Consider the following 21,475-nt stretch of genomic DNA (forward strand, 5'->3'; position numbering starts at 1 on the left):
AACATGGCGAGAAAAGGAATGCTGCTCGTATATACGGGTGAAGGAAAAGGCAAAACAACCGCTTCATTAGGTGTAACCTTACGTGCAATTGGCCGTGGGATGACGGTGAAGTATTTTCAGTTTATTAAATCACCGGAACGTACATATGGAGAACAAATTGCACTTCGGAAATTAGGTGTTGAAACCGTTCAGCTTGGCATTGGTTTTACGTGGACAAAAACACCGGAAGAACATAGAGAAGCGTTAAAAAAGGCTTGGCAAATTGTAAAAAAGGAATTGCAGGATGAAACGACGGACTTACTTGTTTTGGATGAATTAAATAATGCATTGGCAATTTCAAAATTCCCAATCGATGATGTTTTGCCTTTAGAGGAAGTACTTGAAGCAATTCGGAGTCGACCTGCCACAATGCATTTAGTCGTTACAGGACGTTCGGCACATCCGGATCTTATTGCGATGGCTGATCTGGTTTCAACTGTTGATGCAACGAAACATTATTACAGCGAGCAGGATGTCACAGCTATGAAGGGGCTGGAGTTTTAGTGCAGGCAATCATGATTCAGGGCACAGCATCCGATGTGGGAAAAAGTGTACTATGTACAGCATTATGTCGCATCTTAGTTAATGACGGTTACCGGGTTGCTCCGTTTAAATCACAAAATATGGCGCTGAATTCGTATATTACAAAAGATGGCGGAGAAATTGGGCGTGCTCAAGGGGTCCAGGCAGAAGCGGCAAAAATTGATGCAACGACAGATATGAACCCGATTTTACTGAAGCCAAAAGGGGATATGGTGTCGGAAGTGATTCTGCACGGTAAACATTTTGCCAATATGGACGCGGTCAGTTATCGTGAACAATTTGTAGAGGCGGTCATGCCTGAAGTTCGTACATCACTTGACCGTTTATCGGAGAACTATGATGTTCTTGTTTTGGAAGGTGCGGGAAGTCCTGCGGAAATTAACTTGAAAAGCCGTGATATTGCCAATATGCGAATGGCACATGAGACCGACGCGACAGTGATTTTAGTGGCGGATATTGAACGCGGTGGTGTTTTTGCTTCACTCGTCGGAACATTGATGTTATTGGATGATGCGGAAAAAGCACGAGTTAAAGGAATCATTATCAATAAGTTTCGTGGCATGAAAGAACTGCTGACAAGTGGAATCGATTGGCTGGAGGAGTATACAGGTATTCCTGTACTGGGCGTTATTCCGTATTTCGATGTTCAAATTGAGGCAGAAGATTCGATGGCCCTATCCAGCTTGCGCTTGAAAAAGCCACAGCAGCACGAATTTGCCATTGATGTCGCCATCATCCGTTTACCGCGTATATCTAATTTTACTGATTTGGATCCGTTGTTTGAAGAACCTGGTGTAGGCGTGCGCTTTGTCTCAACGCTTAGTGATTTAAAAAATCCGGATGTCGTAATTTTACCAGGGACTAAAAACACGGTGGAAGATTTTTTATGGCTTCAGCAAACCGGGTTGATGCAAGGTATTTTACAGTTAGCGAATCAAAATGTCCGCATTATCGGTATTTGTGGAGGTTATCAGATGCTAGGTGAGATTATCCGTGACGAAAAGGCGGTTGAAAGCACTGGCGGAACGTATTTGACATTAGGTCTGCTGCCGATCGAAACAACATTTATCAATAGTAAGCAAACGGTTCAAGTTTCGGGAAGAAGCTGCACAGGTCATGAGATTGCAGGCTATGAAATTCATTTAGGTCGCAGTGTTGCGACTAAACCGTTGAAGCCGTTCATCCAATTTTATGACGGCCGGACAGATGGTGTCTATACGGAACAAGTATTTGGTACATACGTTCACGGGATTTTCCAAAATCGCCTATTTACACGCGATTATTTTAATACAATCCGTGTGCAAAAAGGAATGGAGCCAATTACAGGAGAAGTGTTATCCGATTTTGAACGTCGCGAACAAGCCTATGAATTGTTGGACCGCCATGTACGGGGGCATTTGGATATGGAGAAGATTTATTCGTTTATTTCGGAAGCCAAGTTTGAAAAGAGGTGAAGTTGATGGCTGTTTTACATGGGCCACTTGCAATTGATTTTGAGCAGCTCTGGAAGGAAGGGATGCTGGACTGGCATGGAAATATGCCGGAACGGATGAAAAATGATGCATTGGAGGAAGCATTTTGGGCCCAATCGATGCAAAAAAAATCCTATAAACAAACGGATGCACATGCCATTCCGATTTATGAAAAAATTCGTCAATACATACCACAGGGTGCAAGCTGTCTGGAAATGGGACCAGGTTGGGGGAATTATACATTTCCCTTAAGAGAAGATGTCGGAAAACTGACATTGGTTGATGGCTCAAAAAGTGTTTTAAACTACCTGCAGCAGTATTTCATGGAAGACGATGCGGTAAATTTTGTCCATGCGAAGTGGGAAGAAGCAGATGTTGAACAGCATGATATAGTAATCGGGGTCAATTGCTATTACCGAATATATGAGATGAATGATGCACTGCTGAAAATGAATAATTGCGCAAAGAAAAGAGCAATCATCGGTTTAACAACAGGTCCAATTCAACCACATTATGATGTTTTAGCGAAAGAATATCACTATCAGATTAAATATCCCAGAAGAGACTATATTGAAATTTTAAATATGCTGTACCAATTAGGAATTTATGCAGATTGCGAAATGCTGCCATTGGAACGTGTTTATTACTATGACAGTTATGAAGCGCTTTATGAAGCACAAAGTAAAAAAGTATTATCAAATCCGTTTGATTTAGAGCATGTTAAAGAGGCACTTGCCCGATTCGTTAAAGTGGAGGAAGGCAAGATTGTTTACCGTCATAAATTTTATGCAGCGATCATTAGTTGGGAGCCGGTAAACTTTTATGAATAAAAAAAAACTTTGGCTATGGATGCCTATTTTAATCATTGTGCTCGTCATATCGATTATTGGTGCAATCATGGTAGGTTCTGTAGGGATCACACCCCAGTTAATTATTGAGGTTTTACTTTTTAAAACAGGAATTTTAAGTGAAACAAACGCTTCTAAGGCGCAGCAAATAATTATTTGGGAAATCCGGGTGCCACGTGTACTATTGGCACTTCTAGTCGGAGCATCATTGGCAATATCGGGTGCCGCAATACAGGCTCTAGTAAAGAATTCTATTGCAGATCCTTACATACTCGGTGTTTCGTCGGGAGCATCTGTCGGGGCAACTTCAGTAATTTTATTCGGTACATTTAGCTTTTTCGGAGTGTTTGCTTTATCGCTTGCCGCTTTTTTTGGTGCAATATTTGCCGTAATGATTGTATTTATGCTTGCCCGTGTGAACGGGAAAACTTCGATGATTCGATTATTGCTGTCGGGGATTGCGGTTTCCATGGTGTTAGGTGCGATGACCAACTTTATGTTGATGATTTCGAAAGAACAGGGCGGTGTTCAGGCAGTCATGTTTTGGATGCTTGGCAGTTTAGGCGGGGCAAAGTGGTCAAATCTCGGAATACCTTTAGTTACTTTTTGTATCGTATTTCCATTATTACTACTAAGCTATCGTCAACTGAACGCACTGTTACTAGGTGAAGAAACAGCATCGACTTTAGGGATTCATATTGAACGATTCAGGCTGTTCATTATTATCATTGTATCTTTACTAACCGGCGTCGTAGTTGCTGTAAGCGGGAGTATCGGATTTGTCGGTCTCATTGTCCCACATATTGTACGGATGATTGTCGGGTCCAATAATAAAGTAGTTTTACCGCTAAGTGCGCTGCTTGGAGCCATTATTATTATTTGGGCTGATATGGGTGCACGTATTGCAATTGCACCAGAAGAGATGCCAATCGGAATTATTACCGCATTATTTGGCAGTCCGTTCTTTATTTGGATGCTTCGTCGGGAGCGCTATGCATTTGGGGAAGGAGAATGAGATGATCCAGCTACAACAAGTTGAATATTCGGTGGATGATAAGGAGATTTTGAAAAGCATTTCTTTGGAAATCATCGAAGGAAAATTTATAGGGATTATTGGTCCAAACGGCAGTGGTAAATCAACAATGCTTAAGATTTTGTACCGTCACCTGAAACAATCATCGGGAAAAGTAACTTTGCATGAACAGGAAGTCTGGGATATTTCCCCGAAAAAACTGGCAAGACAAATGGCGGTCGTTAGTCAAGAGTCCGCTATATTATTTGATTTTACAGTAAAAGATTTGGTAATGATGGGACGCACCCCTTATAAAGGCTGGCTCAGTTCTGATAACGCAGAAGATATGTCAATCGTGGACAGAAGCATGAAATTAGCAAATATTGCTCATTTAGCCAATCGAACATTAAGTAATTTATCAGGTGGCGAAAAAAAACGAGTAATGCTCGCACGTGCATTGGCACAGCAAGCAAGTATTCTCATATTGGATGAACCGACAAATCATTTGGATATTGAACACCAGCTCCATTTAATGGATTTAGTCAAAGATTTACCGATTACGATCATTGCGGCGTTACATGATTTAAATTTAGCTGCAGCTTATTGTGATGAGTTAATTGTTATGAACAATGGAACATTACATATTCATGGTTCACCGGAAAATGTATTGACGACCCCGATGTTAAAAGAAGTATTTCATATAGATGCAGGGATTTCTAAAAATCCGTTCACAGGGAAAATGCATTTATTTTTTTATACGAATACACGAATAGATACTATAGGAGATTAACAATGAAGATTCGTAAAAATCTATGGGCTCCGTTTGCCCTAGCATCAGCATTAATTTTAGGGGCATGTTCGGATGAGGAACAAAGTATAAAACAGGCGACAGCAGATTCGGATGAAACAGTTCAGGCAGTAACAATTGAAAATGAAGGCATGTCCATTACATATGAAGAAGCTCCCAAAAAAGCGATTTCCATAAATCAGCATGTAACAGAAGTAATGCTAGCACTCGGCTTGGAAGATTCGATGGTAGGTACAGCTTACTTGGACGACCAGATTTATCCTCCGTTACAAGAAGCGTATGACCAGGTTCCGGTACTGGCTGAACAATATCCTTCGAAAGAACAGGTTATTTCAACAGAAGCCGATTTCATTTACGGTGGCTGGGCAAGTGCCTTTAATGAGAAAAACTTAATGTCACGCGAAGAAATGGAACAATTGGGAATCGGCAGTTACCTGCAGTCTTCCTCAGTAAAAGTGGCTCCGGAGTTAGAGGATATTTACACGGATATCCGTAATATCGCAAAAATCTTTCGTGTTGAAGAGCGCGGAGAAACATTAATAGAAGAAATGAACGCTAATATTGAAAAAATTAAAGAAAAAGTTCCTACTGTGGACAAACCAATTGATGTTCTAGTATTTGATAGTGGTGATAAAGATGTATTTACAGCCACTCAAAACTTTATGAACACTCTCGTGAAAATGGCGGGAGCAAATAATATTTTTGGTGATATCGAGAAAAACTGGGCTACAGTTTCAAAAGAAGATGCTGTAGAACGTAATCCGGAAGCTATTATTGTAATTGATTACGGTTCTACTACAGCAGAAGAGAAAATTAATTTCCTGAAAAATGATCCGGCACTGAGCCAAACACTGGCAGTACAAAATGAGCGTTTTGTTGTTTTACCATTATCGGCTGCATCAGAAGGTGTTCGTGTGGCAGAAGCGCTTGAAATTATTGTAAAAGGTCTTTACCCTGATTCATTCTAATCTTTCAAAATCAAAGGGATTCCACCAGTCGACACAAGTGCGTAATTGATGAATGGGAGCGGTGTATACATGCAAGAATATGCTAAGAAAAATTTTGAAAAGGCGTTGCAGCTGCCGATGCCGAACAAGACGTTTGCAAAATTAAAAGCAACGGATGACTATGTAGCATTAATTGTACGACCAGGGTTAATAAACAAACATTTGACAAGTGATCAGCTGATTGTGTTAGCGAATCTTGAAAAATCTGGCGCTGTAAAATATTCTGCCGGCCATAGTTTTATTGTTACTGTCCATCGTTCACATATTGAGCAGGCAATGAAAAAATTAACGGAAGTGAATTTGTATGTGGCATCCCAAACACCAAGTGCTTTATTTAAATGTTGCGACTTTTGTGATGGGGATTTGTTAGACGGTTTACCATTTGCAAAGGACTTACTAGAACAGGTTGAACAAATGCCATTAAAAAATAGGGTACGCATCGGCTTTAATGCATGCACCCAAGCATGCTATAACGCGGTTCAGGATGACTTGGCACTCATTTTTCATAATGGCAAAGTTGATATTTACGGAGGCGCGATTCCAATGGGGAGACGTGCCAGTTCCGGGCATCTATTATTAAAAAAAGTACCGGAAAATCAAGTGATCAATCTTGTGAAAAATATATTAGAAAAGTACGATGCATCATCAATCGATAAGTTTTCGACGTTCGTGCACAAAAATAAAACTTACTTTGATCAACTACAAGAAGGAGGACTCTATGACAACTTGGAATTTAAACCAAATGCAGCGTCATCTGTTAATTTGTAACGGGGCTACCTGTATGGGTGCAGGTGCCGAAGAAGTAACAAAGCAAATCCGGGATGAAATTCGTAAAAATCGTTTAGATGAAATGATTCATACATCACGTACCCGTTGTAATGGTCGATGTAAAGATAAATGTGTTGTCATCGATTATCCAAAAGGGACATGGTATTCCGTTCAAGACGAGGAAACATCTCGTGCAATAGTTCAGGATACTGCTGAAGAATCATCCATTATTTATTCGGTGGAACATGGGGAAAGAATCCGACGTGAAAATCGAATTAAAGGGATCGATAAATATAAAAAAGGAAGAGGACCATTGAAAAAAGCAGTATTATTTGTTGGGCATGGTAGTAGATTAGAGGCTGGAAATGAGGAGGTACGTCAGTTTGTCGAGCAGACGAAAACGTATATTGATCCAGCACTACTAGTTGAAACTTGTTTTCTGGAATTTGCTTCGCCGAATATAGAAGATGGGATTCAGCTATGTGTTGAAAGAGGCGCGGATGAAGTCCATGTAATTCCCATCATCTTATTACACGCAGGACACTCAAAAATGCACATCCCGGCCGAAATCGAACATGCAAGAGAGCATTTTCCGGATGTTCGCTTTACATATGGTCAAACAATTGGGATTCATGAAGAAATTTTCGAAATTCTTAAGTCGCGATTAACAGAAGTAGGCTTCAATCCTGATGAAAAACATGACGACACAGCTATTTTACTTATTGCTCGCGGCGGCAGTGATCCATATGCAAATGGCGATTTCTATAAAATTACCCGTTTATTATGGGAAAAACTAGACGTTCCTATAGTAGAAAGTGCATTTATGGGCGTAACGACTCCATCAGTAGAACAAGGGGTTGAACGCTGTATAAGACTTGGAGCAAAAAAAATTGTGATGCTTCCATACTTCTTGTTTACAGGGGTGTTGATGGAACGAATGGCTAAAATGGTCCAGCAGTTTACAGAGCAATATGAAGATGTAGATTTTTTACTTGCAAATTATTTCGGCTACCATCCGAATTTAAAGAAAGTATTGCTCGAGCGCATGGACCAGGCTTTAGACGGTACATCAACAGGGATGATCGATTTAGAGAATTTCCGAAAATATGCAGAAGAACATGGATATGAACATCACCACCATCATTAATGTTAAAGTTTATCCAGAGCATCGAATATGCTCTGGAATTTTCATTTCATATCAAACGAAAATAAAGGAGCGAGGGGCACGATGTATTTTATTATTTGTGTAATCGCAGTGCTCATCGATTGTATTGTTGGGGATCCGAAAAAATGGACACATCCTGTTATATATATCGGAAACATGATTTCTTTTTTCGAAAAGAAATGGAATCATGGCAGTGGCAGTAGAAGACGGATCAATGGATTACTAACAGTTTTTCTCACGATAAGTATCACAACGGGCTCGGTTTTCTTTATTGTCTTTCTTGCAATAAAAATACATCTTCTTCTTTGGCTTGTAGTCGAAATCTTTTTGATTAGTTTAGCTCTTGCCCAGAAATCATTAAAAGAAGCGGCGATGCTCGTTTACGATTCCTTGAAAGCGAATGATTTACCCGAAGCAAGAAAATATTTAAGCTGGATTGTAGGCCGTGAAACGAATCATCTGGATGAACCTGAAATAGTACGGGGTGTCGTTGAAACGGTTTCAGAAAATACGAGTGACGGTGTGACGGCTCCGCTTATGTATGCGTTATGTTTTGGTGCAACCGGTGCATGGTGCTATAAAGCGATTAATACGCTGGATTCGATGATCGGGTATAAAAATGAACGGTATGCTGATTTTGGGTTTGCTGCAGCTAAATTGGATGATGTTGCGAACTATCTGCCCAGCAGAATTTCCGGGTGGTTCCTTATTATATTTACAAAATGTGAGACGGCAAAACCTTTCAAACACCGCTATAAAAACTGGCTAAAGGATGCTAAAAAACATCCAAGCCCGAATAGTGGCTATTTGGAGGCCGCTACTGCTGTTCAGTTAGGAATTCGTTTAGGCGGGTTTAATCGTTATGGCGGGGTGGAATCCTTCCGTGCTTATATGGGTGAACCGTACGAAACGATGCAAAGAATACATATTAAAAAAGCGATCCGGCACATGTATGTTTGTACATGGTGTGTAGTGATAACAGGGGGAGTATTGTATGCAATTGCCTGCACATGGGGCTAATGCGGCAGCATTATATAAAGCGATGAATTTAAAAATGCCGGATCAAGTAATAGATGTGAGCGAAAATGTCAATCATCTGGGGGTACCGAAGCAAGTAAAGCAACAGTGGCCAAACCTGTTAGAAAAAATTACTGGCTACCCGGATGAACAAGCAGAACCATTTCGTTCGCAAGTGGCAGCTGTTCACCAAGTAGCAGCCGATCAAGTTGTCGTCACAAACGGTGCGGCAGAGGGCTTAATGGCTTTGGCACAGCTTTTCAATGGACAGGAGATTGCTTTGTTACAGCCAACATTTTCGGAGTATGCGAGAACACTAAAACAGCAGAATTGTGTCATTCATTCTATTTTAGCTGACGATATTGAAACATATCGATTTAATGAGGAAATATTGGAGAAACAGCTGAAAGATGTCCATGCCTGCTATATTTGCAATCCGAATAATCCTACAGGCGTATTATTGAAAAAATATTGGATTGAACAGTTGATTAAAAAGTATCCCCACTGCAATTTTGTAGTCGATGAAGCGTTTATGGACTGGACCGATGAATCGGAGAGCATTGTTTCATTGGTAAACAGCTATTCCAATTTATTTGTCGTACGATCCATGACAAAAATGTATGCACTGGCAGGGGTTCGTCTCGGTTATGTCATCGGTCAACAGGCAGGAAAACTCCGTCATTACTTGCCGCATTGGAATGTGAGCGCGATTGCAAATGAAATCGGCTGTCTCTGTTTACATGACAAGGATTTTGTGAAGGAATCTCGTGAAAAGAGCAGTAAATTACGAAGTCAGATGGTGAAGGACTTAAAATTAATTGGTTGTAAAGTATCTAACAGTGCAGCGAATTTCTTATTGTTTCAATTACCGGAACAGTATAATTCGGATAAATTTTTTGAGTATTTATTAAAACGAGGAATCGTATTGCGCCATACAAAAAACTATGTCGGCTTGGACGGCGTATGGTTTCGAATCGCTGTCAAAAGTGAAGAAATCTGGATTAAATGCAAGGATGAGATAACGAATTATGTCAAAAATCATTAACTACTACCGTCATGGTGAAACAGTCTGGAATAGAGAAGGGCGGCTGCAAGGATGGCTTAATTCGGATCTGACGACAGAAGGAATAGAGCAGGCAATGTCCGTGAAATGGAACCCGCAGATCGTATTTTCCAGTGACTTGAATCGGGCGGTGCAAACAGCACACCTCATGTTTCCAAACCGCACTGTTCATAAGAGCAAAAATTTGCGTGAAATACACTTAGGGCATTGGCAAGGCAGCTACATAAAGGACCTTCAACAGGATGCTCAGTATCTTTGCTATTTGAATACCCCAGATTTATTTGTGAATACGACTCAGGAATCCTTTAAAGATGTAACAAAACGGATGCTCGGATTTCATGAATATTTGTTGCAGTTACCGTATGAGAGAATCGCTGTCGTATCTCATGGTGTTGCCATAGCCTGTTTGATGTCCACGCTTCATAAACAGCCATACAACCAGCTATGGGGTTATATGTTGAATGGTGCTGCTTGTTTTTCGATAGAAGGGAATAGCGAACAATTACATAAAGATATTTTTGTACAGTAATAATGGGGGAGAGCAATGATTTACGATGTTTGTGTAATCGGTGGTGGTCCTGCCGGGATATTCAGTGCATTTTATAGTGCATCTAGAAAGATGAACACTGTATTAATTGAAGGTAATCATGAACTAGGTGGGCGACTTAATCTATTTTTAAACTATGAAATATACGATATTCCTGGTCAATTCGGTGTTTTAGCGCGTGATTATAAACAAGCGCTGATCGAACAGTTAAAAGTAAGTAAAGCTAATATGTTACTTGGAGAAATTGTTGAGGAAATTGAAAATATTGACGAGTTGTTTTATGTAACGACAACAAAGCAAACCATACTAGCTAAAACTATCATAGCGGCAACTGGCAATGGATTTAATGAGGTAAAAAGGATCGAACATGCGCACATTTCGGGAAAAATACAGTATGACCCGCCAGCTTTCCAACAATATGACGGTCCAATTGCAGTGATCGGTCATACACCGATGGCAGCAGATTGGGCAATTCAGTTAATGGGGTATGGAAATGCGGTTACATTATATACCGACAAAGAGCTGAATTTACAGCCTATTTTAATGGACGGGCTTGCCAATAATAACATTCCAATTTATAAATTCTCGGATTTTAATGATCGGGCATATGAGGCTGTCTTTTGCCATATTGGTTCAAAAAAACGTACCATTGAATTCAACGGACGCATAGCGCAAAGAGATAATGGTTTAACGAATTGTCGCGGGTATTTTGTAGCAGGGGATGCCCGCTATGAGCAAGGTAAACTGAAACTCATCCACGGGGCAACACATGACGCAATGCAAGCAGTAAATGCGGCCTTTCAATATTTACACGAAGGGGCGAATTACCAGCCGATAGTTTCAACACATGACCCGATATTTAAAGAATGGCTAAAATGAACATATTAAATAGTAAGAAACGCTATACCAGAATTTGGTATAGCGTTTCTTTTAGAATTTAAACGTATCATCAGTAATAGGGGCCAGCATATTAATTAATAGAATTTTCAATCATATTAATTTACAATTTAGGTGAGAATCTCTTGATATAAAAACATGAATAAAGGTTGGTGAATGATTTTTGAGAACAGTTACTGAGGAGAAATCTATTGCTAAGTTATTTCCAGAACTTCTTGTTGAATGGGATTTTTCTAAAAATACAACAATTATCTCTCCAACTGAAGTTTCTAAAGGCAGTAATTTAAAGGTATGGTGGATTTGTCCAAAAAATCATACTTACGAAAAAACAATTAAAAATAAAAAGGTATCTAAGGGATGCCCATATTGCGCTGGTAAAAAAGCAAATAGAGAAAATTGTTTACAAACTCTTTATCCTAATATAGCAAAAGAGTGGAATTATAAAAAAAATTTAATAACACCATTAGATATAACACCGGGAAGTTCCAAAAAAGTATGGTGGATTTGTAATAAAGGGCATGAATACGAATGTGCTATAAATGGGAGAAAAAGAGGTAATGGATGCCCGTATTGTGCAAACAAAAAAGTTAATTTGGAAAATTGCTTGAAAACAAAATACCCAAATATTGCTCTCGAATGGGATTATAATAAAAATAATTTAACTCCTTTAGAAGTATTACCAGGTAGTACCAAAAAAGTATATTGGATTTGTAGCAAAAATCATTCCTATGAAATGTCTATTTATAGCCGAATAAAAGCGAAAAACTGTCCAATTTGTTCAAATAAATTTGTTCACGAAAATTACAATTTAAAAGTATTAAATCCGAACTTAGTAAAAGAATGGCATCCTTTTAAAAATAAAGGCTTAAAACCAGAAGATGTATCACCCAATTCAAATCAAAAAGTATGGTGGATTTGTTCGAATAATAATAAACATGAATGGGAGGCATATATAGCTAATAGACATGGAAAGAATTCCGGATGTCCTTATTGTTCAAATTTACTAGCATCTGAAGAAACATGTTTGGCAACTGTTAGGCCAGATTTAGCATTAGATTGGGATATTGATAAAAATAAAGGGATTACACCTAAAGAAATATTACCTTTTTCAAATAAATCATTTTGGTGGACTTGCCCTGAAGGACATAGTTATAAAAAGGTAGTTGCAGATCGTTCATCAAAAGGTTCAGGGTGTTCTATATGCTTTAAATCATCAGGGAGTTCTTTCCCTGAATTTTCCTTATATTTTTATTTAAAAAAGCTTATTAAAAATGTCCAACATCGAAAAGTGATATCAGTAAAAGATACTATGTTGGAAGCTGATTTATATTTACCTGATTTATCGACAGTTATTGAATATGACGGAAAGAAATGGCATATGGGAAATGAAGACGCTGATAAATTGAAGGACCAAATCTTTAATGAGATTGGCTATAAAGTGATCCGTATTCGTGAAGCGCCACTTGAAAAATTAAATACTGCTATTAATTATCTCTATGAACCATCAAATCTTCAGAGTTATGCTACTATGATTCAAGATGTATTAAAATTATTAAATCTTTCAATTGATAATAATGAGATATATACAACATCAGATTTAATTGAAATCAGAAGAAATTTTTACCATGTTAAAAGAGCAAACTCAATTGCAAGTATTGCACCATATCTAATGGATGAATGGAACCATAGTCTTAATATAGGGTTAAATCCGTCTTTTATTTCATATGGATCAAATGTTGATATATGGTGGAAGTGCAGCAAGGGGCATGATTATAAAATGAATGTAAAATCTCGTATGAGAGGTAGAAATTGCCCATATTGTAGTGGAAAACGTGTAAATGAAACAAATTCTTTTGCAGTGATTCGTTCAGAATTACTATTCCAATGGGATAGTGGTAATGGCGTATCACCATATGAGGTGACAGCTGGCTCAAAAAAGATTGTAAAATGGCGCTGTCGAGTTGGGCCAGACCATGTTTGGGAAGCTCCAATTTATTCTAAAGTTAACGATAATTGCCCTTATTGCCTTGGTAGGAGAGTAATTGTGACAAATAATTTAAATACAGTTTTACCTGAGCTTAGCAGAGAGTGGCATTCTACTAAAAATGGTGAATTAACTCCAAGTGATGTTACGAAAGGCATGAGTAAGATTGTTTGGTGGCAATGTGATAACGGTCATGAATGGCAGGAATCTATAAATCAACGATCAAGCAAAAAAACTAAGTGTAGAATTTGTAAAAAGTTAAACACTTAAAACTAAAGGGATGTCCAATAATTCTTGAATTATTGGACATCTTTTTTAAGACTAAAATTTAAACGTATCATCAGTAATAGGGGCCACTTTAGCAACCGCATAAGTCGCTCCTTTTTGACTGAAGAAATCATAGGTTGACCCAGTATTGGAGATCCCGTTCATCACAATAGGGTTCACTTCCTCGTCAGGGAACATCGTATCGAGCCCCAAGTTCATAAGCGCTTTATTCGCATTGTAGCGCACGTATTTTTTCACTTCCGGGGAAAGGCCCGTTTCTGCATATAAATCATCCGTATACTTCATTTCATTTTGATACAAATCAAGTAAATATTCATAGCCCCACAAAGTAAGCTCCTGCTGTTTTTCCGCTGTGAACGTTTTAAAAATATTCTGGGCGAAAAAGCCGACTGCTACTCCGTGGATTGATTCGTCACGCAAGATTAAACTAATCACTTCCGCACTGTTTCGCAGTACGCCCTGTCCTCCTAAATAAAGAGGGTAGAAGAAGCCGGAATAAAATAAGAAGCTTTCCAGCATTACTGAAGCGAACATTGCTTTCCATAAGCTTTCCGAGTCGTCTTCTTTTATAGCAGTGTATACTTCGCCAATGCGGTTAGCCTTATATTGAAGAAACTCATTTTTTTGCACCCATTCGAAAACTTCTTCGATTTCAGTGTTTGTACACAGTGTTGTAAAAATATATGAATAAGACTTTGCATGGATTGCTTCAAAAGATCCGAATACGGTTAACACCGCTTTCTCTTGGAAATCAGGTGTGTACTTGGCAATTTCATTCATGCCGATGTTCGTTTGTACCGTATCAAGCAAAGTCAGGCCGCCGAACACTTTTTTGTATGTATCCTGGTGCTCGAATTCCTTCCATTGTTTGACGTCTTTACTGACTGCAATTTCTTCGGGGAACCATATTTGTTTCCATTGCTGGTCCCAAAAAATACGAGCGAGTTCACTCGTCGGGGTATTCCAGTTGACCGCTTTATACGTTAAATTTGACATGCGACACACTCCTCAATTGTAAGTAAACGCTGGCGTACGTAATAAACGGTTTTAATGCCTTTCGTCCACGCATAAATATAAGCTTTTGCCAATTGTTCTGTGTTCCACTGGTCCGTCACGTATAGTGTCATGGAAATCCCCTGGTCGACATGCTTTTGCGCGGCTGCATAAAGGTCGATCAGTTCATACGGGTTTACTTCATAGGCTTCGGTATAAAGTTCTTGGTTATCATTCGTTAAAAATGGCATCGGATAAATTGTTCGACTGTCCGCATAATCACGAACTTCCACGCGTTCTGTAACAGGGGAGATGGAAGCCGTACAGCTGCGGATGTAGGAAATACTGCCTGTCCTTAATACCCTCAGTTTCCTGATATTTAAAAGGGAGTAGACTATACAATATAGGCTTTTGCCTACCAAGTATTATAGTCGTTGAACCTTCACCTCATAGAAAGATGCTTGGCTGCTGATTACCGATTGTATTGGCACTTAGGACATAATTAGCGAGAATTAACCTCACAAAATATGCTTTTTTTCACCTTATGCTATCCAAAAATTTTTTTCTGCTTTCGCAACGTTCACGTTTATCGTTTCCAATTACGTTGTCGTATTTTTGGCTTTACGGCTTTCCAGCAATTTCACTTGTTTTGACACTGTTTTACAACAATGAAAGCCCTAGTCAGTTAAGGCGCGATTGCCAGTCGATAGCTATGGAATAATCCATATTTCTGAACTTGTTTTTTTAATTTATCCCACATATTTTGATTAATAATCGGTGTACCCCCAAGTGCTTTAATCACTTCTGGTGCAAGTTCTTTATCTTCTTTGTTTATATAGGTTTCAAAATAAACCCCGCTCGCATAATCACTTTCCTCAAATCGATAAAACGTTTTGTTCTTTTGCTTCGCGATTTCCATTGATGCTTTTAACGAGTAATAGTTCAGTGATTCCATAAACGCATCGATAAATTCGATCGACTCTTTGGAACCATAACGGATTCCGCTTTGTACAAGGTGTCCATGCAAGTTCATAACACCCAATCCGACAGAGTGCATCACTTTGTTGGCTTTGGATACAGAAGGGACGTTGACGATATCGGTCATCGTAGAAACATTCGTTAAAAGACGCATTGCCGTATCGACAAGCTGTCCGAAGTCCTGAACTTTCGTTGCTTCGTGAATGTCGATTGAACCTAAGTTACAAGAAACATCGAGGCCGTATTCATTCGGCTCGTTTTGATCGGTAACAACGCTTGTTTGTTGATACTGAAGAATTTCGGTGCATAGATTCGACATCTTCACACGCCCGATTTCCTTTAATGGGTGGATGTTATTGACATTATCATCGAATATTTCGAACGGGTAACCCGATTCAAATTGCGCCTTTTTAATTTCCGTATACAATTTACGGGCGTTTAAACGTTTCAGTTTACGGATGTTTGGATTATCCAAAAATTCGTAGTACATTTCCGTAATCGAAATTTCCGACATGCGTTTGCCGTATTCTTTGAAAATATCATAAGAACTAAACAATACGATATCTTTATCGCGGCGCATTAATTCAAAGAAAATATCGGGAAGAATAATCCCTGTAGATAATGTAGCTAATCGGATTTTATCGTCGGCATTTGGTTTCTTGGAAGAGATGAACGCTTCAATATCACCGTGGAAAACATTTAGATAGACGACTCCGGAACCATTTCTTTGGCCAAGCTGATTCGAATACGAGAACGAATTTTCCAGCAGTTTTGCAACAGGCATAACCCCGCTCGCACGGTTTAAAATCCCTTTAATCGGATCACCTAATGGACGCAGATCGGTCAAGTTTACCCCGACACCGCCGCCTAAGCGGGAAAGCTCAAGACAATAGCCGATATTCTCTGCGATTGAATTCATCGTGTCATCCATCGTTAGTTTAAAACATGAGACTAGCTCACCGCGCGCTTTTTTCCCGCTGTTTAGGGCAGTTGGGGTTGCCGGCTGGTAGGCAGTCATGACCGCTTCGATGGCCTTTTCAGCCAATGCTTCATCGCCTTGTGCTAAATACAGGGCGATAATGACGATTCGGTCTTCATACTTTTCCAAAATTTCTTTTCCGTCCCGGCTTTTCATCGCATAGCTTTCGTAGAACTTCGAAGCACTCATGAATGAAGGAAACCGGAACTTGTAGGAATAGGCTTTTTTGTACATTTGTTTAATAAAGTCCATCGAGTACAATTCCAAAAATTCTTTTTCGTAATAGCCTTCATCGACTAAATAACGCACTTTTTCCTCGATATCGATAAAGTAGCGTAAACGGACATTCACGTCTTCCAGGAAATAGCGGCGTGTTGCTTCTTTGTCTTTCGCCAGATCCAATTCACCGGTAGCACGGTAACGGTTTAGAATATCGTTATTTAATTTTAAATATTGTTTCATATCGATGCCTCTTTCCAAATGGAGTAGTAGTAATCTGTAATCGCTTCATAATTCGCCGGAGTTCCTCGCATTTCCACTTTTTCGATTAACGGAATTCCGTATTGTGCAGCTAAAAGGTCACCTGCACGGCCGAAAAAAGCATGACCGAAATTACGGTTTCCGCTTACGATAATTCCTTTGCATAGATCAAAGTTCGCAGTCATGAACTGGTCGACGATAGGGGGAACAGAGCCTAATCCATCCGTATACGTAAATAGTAGATACGGTTCATCCATTTTCTCTACTTCCGCCAAATCCTTTGCGGGCAAGCCGAGTTTTTGCACAATGGATCGTACATTACCAGTTCGTGAAGCAAATATGATCATGCGGTCATTTCAGAAATGCGATCGATAATTGACGTCGGCTCTGCGATAAATTCACCGTTGATTTCAAATAACGGCACAGACAAAAAACCTGCATCGAGTACTATTTGTTTTGCGCTCTCATCATGATCAATATTAATAATCTCGACCTCCAAGTTGGCAGCATCGAGCTCCGATTTTACCCATAGGCATTTTGGACAAATTGTTTTCGTATAAAGTTTCATAATAGAACCCCTCGCTATTTAAATATTACTAGTAATTGTGATGCACATGTCATGGGGGAACATGCAGACAAAACAAAAAAAGCTATCCCGGAAAACAGGATAGCTTGAAATGGAAACGAGTAAAAGAGCGCCTCCATTTCCTATTCCCCGAAGAAATGTACGTAGTTTTAACGCGGCAGGTCTCCTGGCTTTGCTTCATCCGTCAGACATACCTTCCCATGCATTGCACAGTGGTCTATTCGTCTTCAGTCAGCATTTACAGTTGCGGGGACAGCGTTGGATTCACACCAAACTTCCCTTTTAAACTACATTTAGTAGTACCGTGATAAAAAAACACAATATATAGTTGAATTGAGTATAAGCTTTAACAACATAAAAGTAAAGAGCCTAAAGAAAGATAACATAAATCCATTAAGAATTCTAGAAAACTCCCTATTGAAAATAAAGAAAAAATATGGTTTTGTTATAACTGTATGTAAATAGATTTTATAAATGAGAAAGTTGGTTGAATATGTCGATTCAATTAAAAATTAAGAAAACCCACCCGAATGCTGTATTACCGAAACAGGCACGGGAAGGGGATGCAGGGATGGATTTAAGTGCGGTTGAAGAAAAAGTTTTATTGCCTGGTGAATACGCATTAATTAAAACCGGTCTTCAAATCGAACTGCCGGAGGGAACAGAAGCGCAAGTACGCCCTCGTAGCGGATTAGCACTCAAACATGGGATTACGGTGTTAAATAGTCCAGGTACCATCGATGCAGGCTATCGCGGTGAAATCGGCGTGATTTTAATCAATCACGGGAAAGAACCTTTTACGATTGAGAAAGGAATGCGAATCGCCCAGCTAGTCATTCAATATGTTCCGCAAGTTTTCATTGAAGAAACAGACGAGCTGTCGGTTACGGAGCGCGGTGATAAGGGCTTTGGTTCGAGTGGAGTGAAATAATGAAAAAAGCCTGCTGTCGGATGAACACAGGCTTTTAATCTTCTTTTTTCCACTTTATGTAATTGTATGACGTTTGAAAAACAAATACGATCACGAGCAACAGCGTAACAAATATAAAGTTAGCGGAAAACCTTTCAAAATAATAAATGATCGCTAACGGAAAAATACAAAACGGGATTGAATAAATCGTGCGTAAAAATTTACGGCGATATGATAGGCCATGATAGGCAAACCTAAATCCTTTATCCACTTTCGGCTTTTTCCGGAAATACATAGACAAGACAAGTGTCGTAATTGAAATCACTAATAATATGAATCCGTACTGAATTAAAAAATCTAAATCAACCATATTAGTTTCCTTCCTCTCCTTTTGACTGAATATCGATCTGTGTCACAATTTTTGAAATTGGTAAATACGAAAGTTCACAATTATAACGCCCATCAGGTAGATCTTTGTAAGTACCGGACTTTATGTTATAAAGATTATCTTCAATCTTTACTTCAGTCGTATCAATACTTCTCCCATGACCGTTTACAAAGTTGATTTCACAAATCCCCTCCGCAAATTTCTGATTGCCCGCTTGTAGATGATAAAAATCATATCCATAAATACCCGTTACAATCAGCATGAACAGCGTTAGCACACCAAGCATAAACGTATTCATGTTATAGGGGGAGGATTTCTTATTTACGAACTGCCGTATAAAAAAGAAAGCTGCAATGATGAATAATAAAGTGAAAATTATTAGAGCACTGTAAAATCCAATGAGCACCATCATTCCCTCCTTTAGAATTTATTACCTAATTTACGGATAAGTCGGGAAAAAGTTTCAGAATTATATCGCGATTTGTTTTATTGAGATAATAATGTGCTTAAAACAATCGACACTTTTTTCTAATAGGTACTAAGTATGCATAAGGATAAATAGAAACGTTTATCCGTTTAGAAGGTGATCAATCAATTTTAGTCGAATGGATAAGAATCATAGTAGAAAAAATAGGATGGAGGCATTGTATGCGAAGCGTGCAAAGTGTGTTGTTTGAGAAGTTTTTAATACTGCGCGGAACAAAGAAAAAGTTTATGGATTTGCGTCTGCTCGATGATTTTATTGCAATGAAGCATAACGAGAAATCGTATGAACTCGATGCTAAATTCAGAGATCAGCATCAAATAAAGAAAGACGAATTGAATGGCATTCACTATTACACAATTAATGAACAGCAAACACCGGAAAAGGTCATCTACTATTTCCACGGCGGAGCGTATATTAATGATCCACTTATTTTCCATTGGCGTTATTTAGTAAAGCTTGCACAGGAGACAAATTTCACGATTGTTGTGCCAATTTATCCGAAGCTACCTAAACATACACATAGAGAGTGTTTTGTTGCCATCCATGACTTATATGATCATCTCGGTTTAAAATACGATGCACCGTTTATTTTTATGGGGGATTCTGCTGGAGGCGGGTTGGCAATGGCGTTGGCTCAGGATGTAAAGCGATGTTCGAAAAAGCAGCCGCAGCATATTGTTCTACACTCTGCTTGGCTAGATGTACGAGGGGAAGACCCGCGCTATAAAGAACTTGAAAAACTCGATCCGATGCTTGGAGTGATAGGCGCACAGGAGCTTGGCAGGTTATGGGCGGATGGCTTGGAGTTAACCGACTACAAAATAAGTCCTGTACATGGAGAACTGATAGACATTGGACAAATTACCGCTTTTGTGGGGACGGGTGAACTACTTCTAGTCGATGTAAATATGCTTCTCGATAAAGCAAAAGAACAGGGAGTAGCAATTCAATACTACGAATACCCAAAAATGAACCATGTTTTTCCGGTATTTCCGATTCCGGAAGCAAAAAAAGCAATGAATCAACTGCTTAAAATTATAAAAAATTAGTACGAATTAATAAGGGAGCTTTAACAGTACGGAAACGTATATTATCCGACACATCAAAACAGAGGACAAAATTAGGAGGCCAAGTTAACAATAGCTGATAAGGTAGGAAGTAAGCAGCTACACAGGTAATTTCAAATATCCCTCCAGCATTTTTTTGATCGCCTATTTACAGATGACAAACAGGAAACAGGTGTGTTGAAAGGTAAAAAAATTTCTACACACCTGCATTGCTTAATAAATTTGGCATCCATTTATTAATAAAGGTCCCTACGTGAGACTTAAGGACCCCAACAAAGCGAAGATAGCTTGGATTTCGAGGCACAAGCCATGCTAAAGAATACGGCCTCTGGGAACAGAGATGAACATCCTTGAATTAATTATTGCACTGTGTACCCGCCATCTAAAACGATAGCCTGGCCAGTCATTCCTTTTGCTCCCTCGCTTGAGATAAATAGAGTCAAATCAGAGATTTCTTTTACATCAAGTAATCTTTTTTGAGGAACGAGTGGGTAAATCACTTCTTCCAATACGTTTTCGAGAGGTATATTGCGTGTTGCTGCTAAGTCTTGCAATTGATTTCGAACAAGTGGTGTATCTACATAGCCTGGACAAATAGCGTTAACCGTTATGCCTTCTGATGCAGTTTCAAGTGCCGCAACTTTTGTAAGACCAATAACACCATGTTTGGCAGAATTATATGCTGCTTTTCCTGCAAATCCAACAAGTCCGTTAATGGAAGCCATATTAATAATACGGCCAAATTTATGTTTTCTCATATGCGGTAACACATGCTTAGTTAATACAAATGGAGCAGTTAACATTATTTTTATTAACAGTTCGAAACGCTCTGTCGGAAAATCTTCAATCATTGCAACATGTTGCATACCAGCATTGTTTATAAGTATATCGATTCGACCAAATTTCTGAACTGTTTCATCAATTGCTGCTATAATTTCTTCTTCATTTGTTACATCACATTTAAGTCCAATTGCTCGTTCTCCAAGGCTGCTTGCTGCCTCTTTCACTTTTACTTCATTTATATCTGTTAGCACGACAGTAGCACCTTTTGTATAAAACTCTTTCGCAATCTCAAATCCTATACCTTGTGCTGCACCAGTAATGAATACCACCTTATTTTGTACCACAAAAAAACGCCTCCTAGATGAG

Annotated in this window: 23 protein-coding genes and 1 riboswitch; of the genes, 15 read left to right on the forward strand and 8 right to left on the reverse strand. The window is 39.1% G+C overall.

Annotated elements, in window-relative coordinates:
- Positions 1–3 precede the first annotated feature (3 nt).
- From MKY07_RS07755 to MKY07_RS07815, 13 genes are all read left to right on the forward strand, one after another.
- Positions 4–543: a cob(I)yrinic acid a,c-diamide adenosyltransferase gene (locus MKY07_RS07755; RefSeq protein ID WP_339264306.1), complete on the forward strand. Its 540-nt coding sequence runs from the start codon at positions 4–6 to the stop codon at positions 541–543.
- On the forward strand, positions 543–2,036 hold the full coding sequence (locus MKY07_RS07760) for a cobyric acid synthase (RefSeq protein WP_339264308.1): 1,494 nt from the start codon (positions 543–545) through the stop codon (positions 2,034–2,036). Before MKY07_RS07755 ends, MKY07_RS07760 begins: the two co-directional genes overlap by 1 nt.
- Before the next feature lie 5 nt (positions 2,037–2,041).
- Positions 2,042–2,884: a class I SAM-dependent methyltransferase gene (locus tag MKY07_RS07765; protein ID WP_339264309.1), complete on the forward strand. Its 843-nt coding sequence runs from the start codon at positions 2,042–2,044 to the stop codon at positions 2,882–2,884.
- A complete protein-coding gene (locus tag MKY07_RS07770) occupies positions 2,877–3,917 on the forward strand; it encodes an iron ABC transporter permease (protein WP_339264310.1) in 1,041 nt (346 codons plus the stop codon). Before MKY07_RS07765 ends, MKY07_RS07770 begins: the two co-directional genes overlap by 8 nt.
- A 1-nt stretch (position 3,918) precedes the next feature.
- On the forward strand, positions 3,919–4,704 hold the full coding sequence (locus MKY07_RS07775; RefSeq protein WP_339264311.1) for an ABC transporter ATP-binding protein: 786 nt from the start codon (positions 3,919–3,921) through the stop codon (positions 4,702–4,704).
- A gap of 2 nt (positions 4,705–4,706) precedes the next feature.
- Positions 4,707–5,690 (forward strand): ABC transporter substrate-binding protein, encoded by a 984-nt coding sequence (locus MKY07_RS07780; RefSeq protein ID WP_339264312.1) that lies wholly within the window; start codon positions 4,707–4,709, stop codon positions 5,688–5,690.
- A 69-nt stretch (positions 5,691–5,759) separates the two neighbouring features.
- Positions 5,760–6,497, forward strand: a complete 738-nt coding sequence (locus MKY07_RS07785; RefSeq protein ID WP_339264313.1) for a sulfite reductase — start codon at positions 5,760–5,762, stop codon at positions 6,495–6,497.
- The gene (locus MKY07_RS07790; protein WP_339264314.1) at positions 6,448–7,644 is read left to right on the forward strand and encodes a CbiX/SirB N-terminal domain-containing protein; all 1,197 of its coding nucleotides are present in this window, start codon (positions 6,448–6,450) and stop codon (positions 7,642–7,644) included. Before MKY07_RS07785 ends, MKY07_RS07790 begins: the two co-directional genes overlap by 50 nt.
- 81 nt (positions 7,645–7,725) lie before the next feature.
- Positions 7,726–8,682, forward strand: coding sequence for an adenosylcobinamide-phosphate synthase CbiB (cbiB, locus tag MKY07_RS07795; RefSeq protein ID WP_339264315.1), 957 nt, complete (start codon positions 7,726–7,728; stop codon positions 8,680–8,682).
- The gene (locus MKY07_RS07800; RefSeq protein WP_339264317.1) at positions 8,657–9,724 is read left to right on the forward strand and encodes an aminotransferase class I/II-fold pyridoxal phosphate-dependent enzyme; all 1,068 of its coding nucleotides are present in this window, start codon (positions 8,657–8,659) and stop codon (positions 9,722–9,724) included. The genes cbiB and MKY07_RS07800 overlap by 26 nt, the downstream gene beginning before the upstream one ends.
- A complete protein-coding gene (locus MKY07_RS07805) occupies positions 9,708–10,271 on the forward strand; it encodes a histidine phosphatase family protein (RefSeq protein ID WP_339264318.1) in 564 nt (187 codons plus the stop codon). The genes MKY07_RS07800 and MKY07_RS07805 overlap by 17 nt, the downstream gene beginning before the upstream one ends.
- Before the next feature lie 15 nt (positions 10,272–10,286).
- Entirely contained in the window at positions 10,287–11,168 is an 882-nt protein-coding gene (locus MKY07_RS07810; protein WP_339264319.1) for an NAD(P)/FAD-dependent oxidoreductase, read from the forward strand.
- 181 nt (positions 11,169–11,349) lie between these two features.
- The gene (locus MKY07_RS07815) at positions 11,350–13,440 is read left to right on the forward strand and encodes a zinc-ribbon domain-containing protein (protein ID WP_339264321.1); all 2,091 of its coding nucleotides are present in this window, start codon (positions 11,350–11,352) and stop codon (positions 13,438–13,440) included.
- Positions 13,441–13,491: 51 nt separating this feature from the next.
- Here the strand turns inward: MKY07_RS07815 and nrdF are convergent, their stop codons facing one another.
- The 5 genes from nrdF to MKY07_RS07840 form a co-directional block, all read right to left on the reverse strand.
- The gene (nrdF, locus tag MKY07_RS07820) at positions 13,492–14,454 is read right to left on the reverse strand and encodes a class 1b ribonucleoside-diphosphate reductase subunit beta (RefSeq protein WP_339264322.1); all 963 of its coding nucleotides are present in this window, start codon (positions 14,452–14,454) and stop codon (positions 13,492–13,494) included.
- Positions 14,442–14,873, reverse strand: coding sequence for a hypothetical protein (locus MKY07_RS07825; RefSeq protein WP_274517638.1), 432 nt, complete (start codon positions 14,871–14,873; stop codon positions 14,442–14,444). The genes nrdF and MKY07_RS07825 overlap by 13 nt, the downstream gene beginning before the upstream one ends.
- A 263-nt stretch (positions 14,874–15,136) precedes the next feature.
- Positions 15,137–16,870 carry a ribonucleoside-diphosphate reductase subunit alpha gene (locus MKY07_RS07830; protein ID WP_339264324.1) on the reverse strand — a complete coding sequence of 578 codons (1,734 nt, stop codon included), beginning with the start codon at positions 16,868–16,870 and terminating at the stop codon, positions 15,137–15,139.
- Positions 16,867–17,193 (reverse strand): class Ib ribonucleoside-diphosphate reductase assembly flavoprotein NrdI, encoded by a 327-nt coding sequence (locus tag MKY07_RS07835; RefSeq protein ID WP_231918721.1) that lies wholly within the window; start codon positions 17,191–17,193, stop codon positions 16,867–16,869. The genes MKY07_RS07830 and MKY07_RS07835 overlap by 4 nt, the downstream gene beginning before the upstream one ends.
- Before the next feature lie 38 nt (positions 17,194–17,231).
- Positions 17,232–17,456, reverse strand: a complete 225-nt coding sequence (locus tag MKY07_RS07840) for a glutaredoxin (protein ID WP_339264325.1) — start codon at positions 17,454–17,456, stop codon at positions 17,232–17,234.
- Between the two features lie 156 nt (positions 17,457–17,612).
- A riboswitch (cobalamin riboswitch) is annotated at positions 17,613–17,796 on the reverse strand.
- A gap of 171 nt (positions 17,797–17,967) precedes the next feature.
- On the opposite strand from MKY07_RS07840, the gene dut reads away from it, so the two are divergent.
- A complete protein-coding gene (dut, locus tag MKY07_RS07845) occupies positions 17,968–18,405 on the forward strand; it encodes a dUTP diphosphatase (protein ID WP_339264326.1) in 438 nt (145 codons plus the stop codon).
- Between the two features lie 34 nt (positions 18,406–18,439).
- Here dut and MKY07_RS07850 read toward each other — a convergent pair whose 3' ends face one another.
- Together MKY07_RS07850 and MKY07_RS07855 are read right to left on the reverse strand one after the other, a co-directional pair.
- Positions 18,440–18,754, reverse strand: coding sequence for an ATPase (locus MKY07_RS07850; RefSeq protein WP_339264327.1), 315 nt, complete (start codon positions 18,752–18,754; stop codon positions 18,440–18,442).
- 1 nt (position 18,755) lies between these two features.
- Positions 18,756–19,178 carry a hypothetical protein gene (locus MKY07_RS07855; protein WP_014824124.1) on the reverse strand — a complete coding sequence of 141 codons (423 nt, stop codon included), beginning with the start codon at positions 19,176–19,178 and terminating at the stop codon, positions 18,756–18,758.
- Positions 19,179–19,420: 242 nt separating this feature from the next.
- On the opposite strand from MKY07_RS07855, the gene MKY07_RS07860 reads away from it, so the two are divergent.
- The gene (locus MKY07_RS07860; protein ID WP_339264328.1) at positions 19,421–20,308 is read left to right on the forward strand and encodes an alpha/beta hydrolase; all 888 of its coding nucleotides are present in this window, start codon (positions 19,421–19,423) and stop codon (positions 20,306–20,308) included.
- A gap of 377 nt (positions 20,309–20,685) precedes the next feature.
- Here MKY07_RS07860 and MKY07_RS07865 read toward each other — a convergent pair whose 3' ends face one another.
- On the reverse strand, positions 20,686–21,453 hold the full coding sequence (locus MKY07_RS07865; protein WP_339264330.1) for a 3-hydroxybutyrate dehydrogenase: 768 nt from the start codon (positions 21,451–21,453) through the stop codon (positions 20,686–20,688).
- Between the last annotated feature and the right edge of the window lie 22 nt (positions 21,454–21,475).

The sequence above is a fragment of the Solibacillus sp. FSL W7-1472 genome, from assembly GCF_037969775.1.
Lineage (GTDB): Bacteria > Bacillota > Bacilli > Bacillales_A > Planococcaceae > Solibacillus > Solibacillus silvestris.